The organism is Cytobacillus spongiae, assembly GCF_021390075.1.
Window position 1 is genome coordinate 2,848,503 of record NZ_CP089997.1, and the last position, 12,621, is coordinate 2,861,123.

General features: G+C 37.5%; 12 protein-coding genes. 1 reads left to right on the forward strand and 11 read right to left on the reverse strand.

The window, feature by feature from the left end; translation table 11 throughout:
• Window positions 1-14: 14 nt before the first annotated feature.
• Window positions 15-224, reverse strand: coding sequence for a YqgQ family protein (locus LS684_RS14485; RefSeq protein WP_233806980.1), 210 nt, complete (start codon window positions 222-224; stop codon window positions 15-17).
• 1,077 nt (window positions 225-1,301) lie between these two features.
• Window positions 1,302-2,762 carry a spore germination protein gene (locus LS684_RS14490; protein WP_233806982.1) on the reverse strand — a complete coding sequence of 487 codons (1,461 nt, stop codon included), beginning with the start codon at window positions 2,760-2,762 and terminating at the stop codon, window positions 1,302-1,304.
• Window positions 2,763-2,993: 231 nt separating this feature from the next.
• On the opposite strand from LS684_RS14490, the gene LS684_RS14495 reads away from it, so the two are divergent.
• Window positions 2,994-3,890, forward strand: coding sequence for a hypothetical protein (locus LS684_RS14495; RefSeq protein ID WP_233806983.1), 897 nt, complete (start codon window positions 2,994-2,996; stop codon window positions 3,888-3,890).
• On the opposite strand, the gene LS684_RS14500 is transcribed toward LS684_RS14495, so the two are convergent.
• From LS684_RS14500 to LS684_RS14540, 9 genes are all read right to left on the reverse strand, one after another.
• Entirely contained in the window at window positions 3,853-5,409 is a 1,557-nt protein-coding gene (locus tag LS684_RS14500; RefSeq protein WP_233806984.1) for a rhomboid family intramembrane serine protease, read from the reverse strand. The genes LS684_RS14495 and LS684_RS14500 overlap by 38 nt on opposite strands.
• 154 nt (window positions 5,410-5,563) lie before the next feature.
• Window positions 5,564-5,752 carry a hypothetical protein gene (locus LS684_RS14505; RefSeq protein WP_233806985.1) on the reverse strand — a complete coding sequence of 63 codons (189 nt, stop codon included), beginning with the start codon at window positions 5,750-5,752 and terminating at the stop codon, window positions 5,564-5,566.
• A gap of 136 nt (window positions 5,753-5,888) precedes the next feature.
• Window positions 5,889-6,836 (reverse strand): L-lactate dehydrogenase, encoded by a 948-nt coding sequence (locus LS684_RS14510; RefSeq protein ID WP_233806986.1) that lies wholly within the window; start codon window positions 6,834-6,836, stop codon window positions 5,889-5,891.
• Window positions 6,837-7,006: 170 nt separating this feature from the next.
• Window positions 7,007-7,801, reverse strand: a complete 795-nt coding sequence (locus LS684_RS14515) for a DUF92 domain-containing protein (protein ID WP_233806987.1) — start codon at window positions 7,799-7,801, stop codon at window positions 7,007-7,009.
• Window positions 7,794-8,360 carry a 5-formyltetrahydrofolate cyclo-ligase gene (locus LS684_RS14520; protein WP_233806988.1) on the reverse strand — a complete coding sequence of 189 codons (567 nt, stop codon included), beginning with the start codon at window positions 8,358-8,360 and terminating at the stop codon, window positions 7,794-7,796. The genes LS684_RS14515 and LS684_RS14520 overlap by 8 nt, the downstream gene beginning before the upstream one ends.
• 168 nt (window positions 8,361-8,528) lie before the next feature.
• Window positions 8,529-8,678, reverse strand: a complete 150-nt coding sequence (gene rpmG, locus LS684_RS14525; protein WP_082197029.1) for a 50S ribosomal protein L33 — start codon at window positions 8,676-8,678, stop codon at window positions 8,529-8,531.
• A 58-nt stretch (window positions 8,679-8,736) separates the two neighbouring features.
• Window positions 8,737-9,369 carry a hypothetical protein gene (locus LS684_RS14530; RefSeq protein WP_233806989.1) on the reverse strand — a complete coding sequence of 211 codons (633 nt, stop codon included), beginning with the start codon at window positions 9,367-9,369 and terminating at the stop codon, window positions 8,737-8,739.
• 50 nt (window positions 9,370-9,419) lie between these two features.
• Entirely contained in the window at window positions 9,420-11,834 is a 2,415-nt protein-coding gene (locus tag LS684_RS14535; protein ID WP_233806991.1) for a glycosyltransferase, read from the reverse strand.
• Window positions 11,835-12,509, reverse strand: a complete 675-nt coding sequence (locus LS684_RS14540; RefSeq protein ID WP_233806993.1) for a DUF4912 domain-containing protein — start codon at window positions 12,507-12,509, stop codon at window positions 11,835-11,837.
• Window positions 12,510-12,621 lie beyond the last annotated feature (112 nt).

Below are 12,621 nucleotides of genomic sequence, written 5' to 3' on the forward strand. Positions count from 1 at the left end.
GCGCTCACCTTCTGCTAGTGTTTTAATTGTTTATCTTTTAACTTTGCAATTTCCTGTCTTAATATTAGAATTCCTGTTTGAAAGACTTGTCTTTCAATTAACTGCGATTGATAGAGCTCTTTAAATTCTTCCTCCATTAATTCAAGGTCGGCAAGACGATCGCCTATGTAGATAATGGTTCCATACTTTTTTAAGAATTGTTGAATATCATATATGCTTTTCATTGAAAAAACCTCTTAATCTAGACTTTTTACACATAAAGTATAGACGAAAACCGACAACACCTCAAGAGGCGGAACAATCGGTTCACCATCTTTTAATAAACTTTCAACTATCATGGGAAAAGTCATCAATAGTTTTATTAGTTGCTTCTTGGTGTCGCCAAAAGCCCATAACAATACCTATCTATTTTGTAAGAAGATGTTGATTTCCGCTACAGACGCTTGCTTTCCGGGGGGCGTTCGCCAAGCCTCCTCGTCCTTCGGCCTGTGGGGTCTTGGCTGTAACGCTAATCCCCCAGGAGTCAAGCGCCTTCCGCTCCAATCAACCAATATATTGTTCTGCTTTTGAGCAACCCTCCATGTCTAAGTTATTAGTTCTTCTGATTATGGAAGCTAAATCAAGCATTTCCTGCATCTACATAATAATAAAGACTTCTAATGGTTGTTCTCAAAACAAGCTTCTCTTTTTCATCTAATTACTCGTTCAATCTTTTATTACAATTTGAGAACTTAATTTGAATCATTATGGTAAAGAGCCTGTAATGTATTTCAACGTAAACAAAGCAACTTGATCGTTACTTTGACACATTGAGCCAAGAGTAGAGGGTTTTGTGAATAAAAACGAATGGATACTCCTTCCAATTTTTATAGGAATTGATCTTAAGGAACTAATTGAGCTTGTAATCATAATGTATTGTTCGGCTGCATTAGATAGAGTACTGGTCATCATGAACGTCTCACTAATGCATGTGTCCGTTTTTAATTCAAATTTATTGATCAAATCCTTATGGATTGGAGCGAAGGGTGGCGACTCCTGCGGGAAAAGTGGGAAAGTCGAGACCCTGGACTGAGCGTAGCGAAGGAAGCGGCTCGGCTCGGCTCGGCCCCGCCCGCGGAAAGCGTCCACCCGTAGCGGAAATCTAACCACCCTCAATTATTTTTATATTCTTTTTCAAAAAAATAACTGTAGGCAATACTCGAAATGATTAGAGCTTGTCTACAGTCTGTAACACCGAATATTTTCTTCAATACCCTTTTGTCTTCAAGTGGAAAATTGTTGAGTTTACAGTCGTTTATCTATTATCGATCTGGATCTTGTGGATTTAAGATTTTCGGGCGTCTATTTTTTAATGGGATCGGGGATCGCAATAATACGTCTCTAAAACCATGAAAGTTAAATGGCAAGAACGGCCATAAATATGGGACACCAAATGATTGCATCCTTGAAAGGAATAAAATTAATAGCGTAGTTCCGATGACGAATCCATACGTATGAAACATAGCTGTAGCTGATAGCAGGGCAAGTCGAATGATTCGGTTTGCCAAGCTCATTTCGTAGCTAGGTGTTGAGAAGGTACCAATAGCTGCAATGGCTAAATACAAAATGACTTCATTTGTCAGTAGACCCACTTCTACCGCAACCTGACCGATCATTAATGCCGCTACTAAACCTAAGGCCGTTGCGAGTGATGACGGGGTGTGGATGGCAGCCATCCGTAAAATATCTATTCCCAATTCCACCATAAGAAATTGGATAAATAATGGAATCTGACCCGAATCATTTGGGCCAATATAGGATAATGCGTCAGGTAGTAATCCTGGCTCCACTGCAAATAAGTACCACATCGGTAAGATAAAAATGGATGCCCATACTGCTAAAAATCGAACAAATCGTAAATAAGCTCCGATAAGTGGTTTGTTCCGATATTCTTCCGCATGCTGAAGATGATGCCAAAAAGTGGTAGGTGTAATAATCACACTTGGAGAACCATCTACAATAATACACACATGCCCTTCATATAAATGTGTTGCTGCCGTATCAGGTCTTTCAGTATATCTCACCATAGGATATGGATTCCAATGCCGACCGGATATAAATTCCTCAATTGTTTTTTCGGCCATCGGCAGTCCATCCGTATCGATTTTAGAAATCGAATCTTTTATTTTTTTAACTAATTCTGGGTCTGCAATATCTTCGATGTAGCTTATAACGATATCTGTTTTCGATCTTCTACCAACTTGCAAATACTCCATCCGTAACGTGCGATCACGAACACGACGTCTTGTTAAAGCCGTATTGAAAACAAGGGTTTCCACAAAGCCATCTCGAGATCCTCGTACGACCCTTTCAATATCAGGCTCTTGTGGACCTCTTACTGGATATGTCCTTGCATCAATTAAGATGACCTTGTCCACACCATCAACTACTAAGGCTGTTGGACCAGCGAGTACCATATCTACCACGGTATTCAAGTCATCTGTCACTTCAACTTCCACATAGGGGATGTATGTTTTAACTAGTTTCGTGAGCGTATCGCTTTCTAATTGAGATGCTTCTAGGCCAGATAGTATTTTCATCAGGTAGTGAAGGATGTCATCTTTCACAAAACCATCCACTAGATACAAAGCCATCTGTCGCTCAGCGTATTCAACATCTAATTGGATAACATCAAAGCTTTTTTCTACCCCTAAGGCTTCTTTTAGATAAGCTATATTGTTTTCTATTTTTGAATGGACAAGCTCTTTTGCGTCTTTTTCCATGTGCACACACCTCAATTACTTTCGCTTTACCAAAGATTTCCTCGTATACATATCCATCTTTGACATACAGCGAAAAAAACATACGCTGAACTAGCATTTCTTCTAAAACAGCTCATATATTTTTAACAGTGGACAAACTTCGGTAAGATCGGGTTAGATAAACCGCATTTCCCAATAAAAAGGGGATGATTTCATTTTCAAACATTAAGTCAAAAGTCAATGAGGTAGATAATGAATAAAATTCACTTTTTTTTATTAATATGTATAGCAATTGCAATTGCAGTCAGTGTTATGGTAGTAAAAAACCAAGCTGAGGTTGAAGAAAGTATTACTTTTTTTCCTATTGATCCCTCTGTCACCTATAAAAAAGTTGATACGAATTTATCTTTATTAGATCATTCCAAAAGGGAAGATTATGATGTGAAATGGCGTGTTTCTTCTGCTCTAGACCGCGATGCCTATCTAAGACAAGACCTAGCCTTTCTTTATGCAAATGGAAGATTAAAAAGAATGATGGGGGAATGGGAGCAGAACACGGAACAGGTCGTACAAGAAGAAATCATTAACATGAAAGAAAGCAGTCACTTTGAAGCAATCTCCTTTCACCATGCTGAAATTCATTATGACGGCGACGTCGATGGATCTGAGAAAATTTACAGTGCTCAAAGTCTATCAGCAGATGAATTATATGTCATTGATTCTTCCTTCAGCCCTCTTCATTCATTTCGCGAAGCACATTCAAAAGAGGAAAAAGAATGGAAAAGTGTACTGGACCAAATAACGAGTCAACAACTTGAATACAGCTGGTCAAAAATGATGACGGAGAATTCAATTAACGAAGATCAGTATCATCAAATTCCTTTAACCGATATAGCTCAGTATAAAAACAAATCTTATCCAGGATTTACTAAAGAAGAAACCAACACCATAATGGGTAATTTATGGGAGGGCCTCTATAAGAATTATTTCCTAGGAATTAAAAAAAAGGATGGTTCGATTGTTGAACCAATCGATAGTACCATCCCTTTAATTTTAATAGCAAAGAATCAAACTGAGCTATTGGTGATTTCTGAATTAAAAGATGGAGAAGCTATTGTCCTCCGCCAAAATCTTTCTCCCACTCGTTAATATCTTGTAGGAGCTTGCGATAGTCATCTTGTTCGGGATTAATCTTTAAAGCCGCTTCTACATTCCGTTTGGCATTAGCTACATCATTCTCATCTAAATAGATTAACGCTAAGTTATAATAAGCTTCATGAAATGTAGTATCAAGCTCAATCACTTTTATTAAATGCGCTTTCGCATCTGTTAAGTTACCAGATTTGATTTCAGCAAATGAAAGAAGAAACAATATTTTGGTTGATGATTGATTTTCATCTATATATTCTGTTAGAAGATCCTCAGCCTTTTCATACTCTTCCATTTGTACATATTCCTTTGCCATTATTGCGATCGATTGTTCATCAACCATCTGATTCGGGTGATTAAATCCATAGGCTAAAATACCTCCTACTAGGAGTCCGCTTCCTACCAAAAATAGCAATTGCATAATTGGTTTCTTTTTCTTCGGAAAATGAACAATTCCAGTTGCAAGGAAGCCTCCTACTAGCCCTCCAATATGGCCTGCATTATCAATTCCTGGTACCGTAAAGCCAAAGACTAAATTGATGGCAATGACGACGATTACATTCATTCCCATCGTTCGGAAGAAAAGTTTAGGGTAAATAAGTCCGAAGTACAATAAGGCACCAAAGCACCCAAAAATGGCGCCACTAGCTCCAGCTGAAATATTGGGACTGAACAAAAAGCTCGCTAGCGAACCGAAGAGCCCTGCAACAATATAGATGAAAAGAAATCGTGAATTTCCAAAGATTTTCTCTACGGCAACTCCGAGGAAATATAGTGCGAGTGTGTTCATTAATAAATGAAGCACTCCGATATGTAGAAAAATCGGGGTAATGAAGCGCCACCACTCTCCTTCAAGTATCAAAGGATTAAACTTTGCACCATATTTGATTAAGGTTGAGGTGTTTGTACTCCCACCAGCTGCTTCAAGTAATAAAAACATAGCCACTTGAACAATAATGAAGAGATACGTAAAAAATGGCTTTCCATATTCAAAGAGCGATTTTTCAGATTTCACTTTTTGAACAGCATAGGATAATGTGTCACGCTTTAAGGCTTCTGCCGCCTGATCGAATTGGTCTGTAATTATCGGAATGTCTAGGTCAATCTGAAGCCGACTCCCAATTCGTACGAGTTCTTGATCAACATTCGTTCTATCTATAATATATGAGTGCACGTTCGTCTTTTGATTTTCTGTTAAATATGCTGAATCTAATCTAAATTCATAATCATCAACTGGCGGATAGGCAGAAACATAGATATTTACTACATTCACTTCTCCTCGAATCATTTGCTTCCTGACACGTTCCCCATTGGAAGCAGTTAACTGAATATCACGCTGCATCCAGTTGCTCCAATCTAAGTCCTTTTGCAGTATTCGAATAAGTTGTGCCTGTTTATTTTCTGATTTTTCTAGCCATATTTCCTTCTGATCTGTTGACATTTGAATCAATCGATAGTCATGCTCTGTAATCAATTGATAAACCAATCTCCAGAATTTATAATCCTCTTGATAGTCCAATATCTCCCCTACCTTCCTCTCCATCTTAATGAGCTATATAGATAACTATAGGCAATAACAGTATTTGTTGTAAAGAAATACCCTTTTGTCATCAATGAACTCGTTAAGAAAAAAAGACCCTTACAGGCCTTTTATGATAAGCTTCATATTCATCCTATTGACGCGGTCCAGAAAATACGGATTTTACCATTGAATTCCTTACTGCTGGAATGCTCATAAATGAACTCACAAAAAAGCGACGAATAAGCCCATTTCCTAAAATGATATTTAGCAATCGATACCGATTTTTAAAGACGAAAAATCCACCTAATACGATCAGTAATAATGACCATAATCGTGACATTGTCATCCCTCCTAGAATTAGTTTCTGAAGAAAAACGGCTAGATATCCCCGAAAACAGAAAAAAAACTATCTAGAAATGATAGTTTTTTTTTCAAAAGATATGAGGATGCTCGTATCAAACTAGTATTGTGATACCCTACTTAAGTACTGGGCTCATCGTTTCTTTAAGAATTTTTACAGAATGAGCAAATTTTTGCGTTTCATCTTCGTTCAATTGTATTTCAACAACTTCACGTATACCGCTTCGATTAACGACTGCTGGAACCCCAATGTACACATCTTTATGCCCATACTCTCCATCTAAATAGGCTGACACAGTTAACACCGAATTTTCATTTTGAAGAATGGCTTTTGTTAATCGTACTAATCCCATCGCAATGCCATAATAGGTTGCACCTTTTCGATTTATGATATGATAGGCTGCATCTCGAACATTTAAGAAAAGATCATCTAAGTCTTTTTGTTTGAAATCTTCTTTATTCTTGGTCCATCCCGAAATTGGTTTTCCAGCGATGTCTGCTTGGCTCCAAACAGGTAGCTCTGTATCCCCATGTTCTCCAATAATGTAAGCATGCACATTACGAGTATCTACATTGAAATAGTCACCAAGTAGATATCGGAAACGAGCAGTATCTAAAATCGTACCTGAACCAATAACTCGCTCCTTAGGGAGACCAGAGAATTTCCAGACTGCGTAAGTAAGGATGTCTACTGGATTTGTTGCGACAAGAAAAATCCCGTCAAATCCATTTGCCATAATTTGATCGACAATCGATTTAAAAATTTTAGTATTCTTCTCAACAAGGTCTAGTCTTGTTTCGCCAGGCTTTTGATTTGCTCCTGCACAAATGACAACAAGGTCTGCATCTCGACAATCTGAATAATCACCAAACCAAATTTTCGTAGGAGACGGTGCAAATGGAATTCCATGGTTTAAGTCCATAGCATCCCCTTCAGATTTCTCTTTATTAAGATCAATTAAAACGAGTTCCTCCGTTACACCTTGGTTTAACAGCGCAAAGGCATAGCTTGAACCGACAAATCCTGTTCCAATTAACGCAACTCGATTTACTTTATTCTTCATGTTTGCTTCCCCCTAAAAGGTATTCCCATATCAGTATATCCCAAAAGAATGATAAACATTTATTCTTCCTAATAAGTAAATTGTACACTACTTCACAAAGTGATTTCACTATATGAAAACGCTAACTTTATTGCAATTTTGTTACAGTTTCAACTATATGTATGAGCTTATTATTGTAAACTATACATACTGAACCATAAACACCCGAAAAAAACCGCTACTAAAGAAGAAATAAAATTCACGGCCTCATTATTGAGGATCGGTATTCCTTTAAGGTATGTGGTGTACCTTTCACAGTGTCTAGTTTTCTCCGTTTCTAATCCGCATTGTTCGCATTGAAATACGACTTGTAAATAAGCTCCAAATAGGGTGTCAATGATATTACCAAGAAATCCAAACAAAGTTAGCATAAATAGCTCGTTAAAACTAAATTCGAAAAAATAGGCTGCTACCCCCGCAATCAATAGGGAGCCACATAGACTTGCCACCGTACCTAACAAGCTCACTGCCCCAGAAGTTCCTCGATCAACACGACGGAAGGAACGGATTAAGACCGGGCGGGTTTTACTTAATGGACCCACTTCTGATGCCCACGTATCCGAATTACTACTCGCTATTGCGATTGTAAACCCAATAACCCATAATGGATCATGAGTTATTGCATATGCAAGACTCATGATGGAAGGAATCCCCCCATTTGCAACAACCTGCTGCCAATCACGTCTAGACCCTTTATCTAATTTCTCTTCCACTTTCTCTTTCTGTTGCTTCTTATATTTTGACCAAAGACTAGAGCTGATGAAGAAGATCGCTAGAAGGCTCAAACCTTCCCATTTTGTACCTATCGCAATACTAAAGCCGACCACTATCGCTGCAATTGCTCCTGATTTTGAAAGAAAATGAAATCGATAACCTACCAGAGATCCCGTTAAGATGAAGATAATTACAAACAACCACTCAAGCATGCGAAATAATCAACTCTTTTTCTGTAATAATCTTGGATACTGATTGATCGTGTGACTCAATTGGAAGTTCATCAACTAATTGGCATGAAAATGCTAGTGAGATTGTTATCCCATCGTAATTTTCCAGGTACCGATCATAATATCCCCCGCCAAATCCCAACCGAAATCCACTTCTTGAAAAAGCAATACCTGGAACAATCATGAGATCAATTTCATTTGCAGCATATTCCACTGTGAACTTTTCAATTGGCTCCAAAAGTCCAAAGTACACTGACTCTAGCTCATTAAAGGAAGTTAATTTTCGAAATAGCATTCGCTTATCATTTGGATAGCATTTCGGAACGACGATCTCTTTCCCCTCGTCCCAAGCCTTGCGAATGATTTGATATGTATCTACCTCTGGAGGCTTCGAAACTGTAATTGCTATTGTATGGGCCGTCTTCCATTCAGACGTCTCAAATAAGGTTCTAGCAATTTCATAAGATAGATGCTCATATAATGGCTTTGAAATCTCATTTAGTCTTTCTTGCATTTGGTTCCGAAGTATCTTTTTATTCATTTGTAACAACGCCCCTTTACCAAAGTTCTGTCTACCAAAGATAGATACCTTCATCCAATAATTCATAGATGATATCATCGAAACTCAAAATACTCCCAATAATAACAACATAAGATATTTTCAATAAATTTACATACAAAAAAAGCAGTAGGAATATAATCCCACTGCTTATTTTGTTTCGCGATGTGTTGTAGTACGCTTTTCTCTTGAGCAATATTTTTTTAGCTCAAGACGATCTGGATTGTTACGCTTATTCTTTGTAGAAATATAGTTACGTTCACCGCACTCTGTGCAAGCTAGTGTAATATTCACACGCATGTTGATTTCCCTCCAAACTATGTTCAAACTAGTTCGTTCATACGACTTTTCTATAATATCACTTTTTGAAAGGAAATGCTAGTGTGTTTTTTAAAAGAGCTTGGTTAAACTTTAATAACTCCGTCTTAGATGAACCTTCTATCATCCAGGAGCTTCCTTTTCTTGTTTGATTTCCTGGAATTTCTATATCTAGCGAGCAAATACTAGCAGACGTTCCTTTAGCCATTGGAGCATATTTCAAGAATCCCTTTTCTTTATTGCTCCAAATTGCACCAGTTGATACATCCCAATAGGGTTGGATTGTACATTGACCCATCCGCTTTTCACTAGTACGTGCATTTACGAGAAACACTTGACTATTGGCTAAATGAAAAATCACATTATCAGATGGAGAAATAAACGAAAAATGCTCTCTAGTAGAAAATTCATGATGATACATAAAGAACAATTTCACCTTTCTTGGAAAAGATAAATGATTAGTCACATACATATCAAAATAACGAGCTTTCGAATGAATTTGTTCTTGTTTCACTTGAATGGAAATTTCTTCTTCATGAAGTAATTTTTCCATTCCATTCATTAGCCAGTACATCTTGCCCTCTACCCAAAGACCAGGAGTAAGTTTTAGACCATATCGAACAGGTTCCTCAGAATAAGAATACGGATCAACGATATAAGCTTTCGTTTTCATTATAGTTACACCTTCAATATATTATTTTTTTCGTTTATCTTTACGAAAAATTACATTTTTTGATGTAGAACGACTTCTTCATACACTCGCTTCGTTTCTTCAGCTACACGACTCCAGCTAAACAAGTTTTCAACCACTTTTTTCCCGTTATTCCCAATCTTAGCTGCGTCTATTGGATTTTCTAATAGAAAGCATGCCTGTTCAATTAAGCTATCCACATCCCCTGGCTCCATATACAATCCTGTTTTTCGAGGTTGAATAATCCCTTTTAATCCTCCAGTCTTTGAAACAATTGTCGGTTTTCTAAATATCATCGACTCTAAGGCTACAATACCAAAAGGTTCATATCTACTAGGAAAAACGGTCATATAACAGTTGGCTAACAATGCACTACGCTGGTGATCAGATATATATCCTACAAAAAATACATCATTTGTTAAATTGCGTTCCCTAACTTGGTCTCGATATTGTTGCAGTAATGGCCCCTTACCTGCAATAATCATGTATACATCTGAATACAAGAATTTCATTTTTTCTGCTGCATCTAATAAGGTATCGAATCCTTTTTCCTTTACCATTCTACCTATAGAAAAAATGAGTTTTCGACTTGGGTCGAAGGGAAGCGTTTTTAATATATCGTTTTCAAATGCACTTGTTTGTTGACCTCCTATGCCGTTTGGAATGATACTGATGCTTTGATAAGAAGACCCGAATACTTGATCGAGCTCTTCTTTCATAAATTCACTACAGACAATTACAGAATCTGCACCCGTGATAAGAAGACGCTCTTTCTCATGAATAAACTTTTGCATATCATTATATATTCCGCCATGACGTCCGTGCTCTGTAGCATGAATCGTAGCAATTAGAGGTAACTCTAATTGCTCTTTAAGAATTAATCCAGCTGCTCCAACAAGCCAATCATGAGCATGTATAAGGGAGAATGAATACTCCTTCGACAATTCACTTGCTCTTTCAGTCATGGCTAAATTCAATCCGCCTATCCAAGAAATAAAATCATGATCATTTTCATTTAGAGGATGGACACGGTGAATATGCAACCCCTCACCGTTCTCTAATTTCGGTAAATCGTCCGTTTTCGTTGTAATTACATGAATTTCATATCCTAACTTCAATAGGCTTTTCGATAACCCATGAACATGTCTAGACAATCCACCAACTACATTAGGAGGAAACTCCCAGCTGAGAATCAGAATCCGATTTCGTCCATTTATTAATGGAATATATCCTTTTCTGTCTAATAAAACGTTTGGAAATGGATATTGCTGTTCTCTTTCTTCTAACCAGTTCCTCTTTTCTGTCTTTATAAAGCTCTCTTTCATTTTCCTATACGCAAACAGATGGTCCTCAGCTAGGTGGCGTAGCTCAGGAAATCTCAATGTTCCAGTTAACAACATCCACTCCTTGTACAATCCAATAAGAATAGATTGCGAGTTTGAATCAACATATCCTTCACTTAGGCTCTCTAATTCTTTCTCAATAAAGTAACACTCTGACCAATAGTCAACCGAGCATTCCATCACTTGTGAGAATTGATTTGCATTTACAGTCGAACAGATATGAACTTGTTCTAGTAGTGCTTTCTCTTTTGCTAAAAATGATTCAGCAAAGAATGGATAATAGTAGTTTTCGTCTACAAGATATGCCAGCTCCTTTAAAAACTGATCCATATGTTTGAAGTACTCTTCAAACTCAAAGGAAAGCGTTAACACAGCTGATTTGCTATTTTCTTTTATCTTGTCCGCATTTTTCCTAACTTCCAATAGTCCCTGTGATGGATTTTCTTTGATAAGCTGTGATAGGGAGGAATGAATGGGAAAGAAAGTTAAATGGTGAGGGCTATTAACAGGTCTATCCCCAAGATTTTCTGGTGTTGGATCAGCGAATGTGATCGCACTCTCATCAATAAAGCTATGAGTGAAATGGCAATTAGCAAGGTACAAATCCAAGCCCGTAGCATACATGCCATTGGGAAACCAAAAGGCTGTTGGGCGCTTGCTAAAATATTTCTCGATAATCTGTATCCCACCTTGAACTTGAATTTCCAAGCCTTTTTTCGTCATGACATATGGTAGTAGTGCACTAGTACTGGCGGTAGCAACCAGTTGGATTTTCTCTTTGTTACATAAAGTTTCTAGATAACGGTTTAATTGGCTTTCTGTCTTTATCCAAAGATTATAAGCTTCATAATCTTGGTGTTTTTCTATTCTTAAATAATTTGTCATCTCCTCTTGGAAGCTAGGGTGCTCCAATAATTCAAAATAGGTTGGAGATAATGCAAGCTGCACAGGAACTGGTGTATGTTGCTTATCTAGATTGTGCAATAAATGCAGAAATTTCTTTGTAAATTGAAAGATCTGTTTTTTCTCATCAGAGGATCTTTGAAAATATGTCCAAAAGGGGATCTCTGAATGAATAACAAGCTGAAGATACGGATGAAACATTTATTCATTCCCCCCTTCATTTTTTCCCCCATAATAACTATACGTACTAACATGCTCCACCCAGTTTGGATAATTGCCTGAATGATTCTGATAGGTTTCTAGTTGGGCACCTAGAGTACCGACTTGATCAAATGAGTTTCTAGGAACATGCACGGTGTTGGAACGCGAGATAGGAAAGAATTGGTTTTCAGATATTTTTAATCCAAGCTCGATTAAATAGCAATGATTTGGCTTTAATCCTTTTACATACCAGTATGACTGCCTCTCTGGTAGAATCGTTTCCATATGGGAATGTGCATTGCTTCCATTGAAAAATATGTCTGTAACATCGTACGTACGAATGGCCATAAGATATTTAGAAATCGGCTTTTCAAAATAGGTTTGAATTACATCTGCTTTCCGACTAGAAATCTTCCAAAATACAAGCATACGATTGTTTGAGATAAGCCAGGAGACTAGTCCGTCCTCTTCAACGGAAAATTTCCGTTCGAGAATAGAACCATCCACATGTGGGATTTCACGGTCTATTTTGCCAGGAGGCCCCTCTTCTATGTCCACCGCCTGCTTATGCTTATTCCATTGGTACTGAACCTTTCCAACAGTTGAATTAAGTTCCTTTGCAATTTTCCGAAATGAAAGTCCTCTTCGTCTTAACTTTACAATATCTTCGATCATCTAGGCACCTCAATTCCAAATTAATAGTATATGCGATAGACATGTCTAATATTCTCATTTTCTATATAATTTCATGTTAGCACTGAAAATGCCTACTCACAATAAACGCAAA

Coding starts and splice junctions, on each gene's coding strand:
- LS684_RS14485 (WP_233806980.1), bottom strand. CDS start 224: ATGAAAAGCATATATGATATTCAACAATTCTTAAAAAAGTATGGAACC.
- LS684_RS14490 (WP_233806982.1), bottom strand. CDS start 2,762: ATGGAAAAAGACGCAAAAGAGCTTGTCCATTCAAAAATAGAAAACAAT.
- LS684_RS14495 (WP_233806983.1), top strand. CDS start 2,994: ATGAATAAAATTCACTTTTTTTTATTAATATGTATAGCAATTGCAATT.
- LS684_RS14505 (WP_233806985.1), bottom strand. CDS start 5,752: ATGTCACGATTATGGTCATTATTACTGATCGTATTAGGTGGATTTTTC.
- LS684_RS14510 (WP_233806986.1), bottom strand. CDS start 6,836: ATGAAGAATAAAGTAAATCGAGTTGCGTTAATTGGAACAGGATTTGTC.
- LS684_RS14515 (WP_233806987.1), bottom strand. CDS start 7,801: ATGCTTGAGTGGTTGTTTGTAATTATCTTCATCTTAACGGGATCTCTG.
- LS684_RS14520 (WP_233806988.1), bottom strand. CDS start 8,360: ATGAATAAAAAGATACTTCGGAACCAAATGCAAGAAAGACTAAATGAG.
- rpmG (WP_082197029.1), bottom strand. CDS start 8,678: ATGCGTGTGAATATTACACTAGCTTGCACAGAGTGCGGTGAACGTAAC.
- LS684_RS14530 (WP_233806989.1), bottom strand. CDS start 9,369: ATGAAAACGAAAGCTTATATCGTTGATCCGTATTCTTATTCTGAGGAA.
- LS684_RS14535 (WP_233806991.1), bottom strand. CDS start 11,834: ATGTTTCATCCGTATCTTCAGCTTGTTATTCATTCAGAGATCCCCTTT.
- LS684_RS14540 (WP_233806993.1), bottom strand. CDS start 12,509: ATGATCGAAGATATTGTAAAGTTAAGACGAAGAGGACTTTCATTTCGG.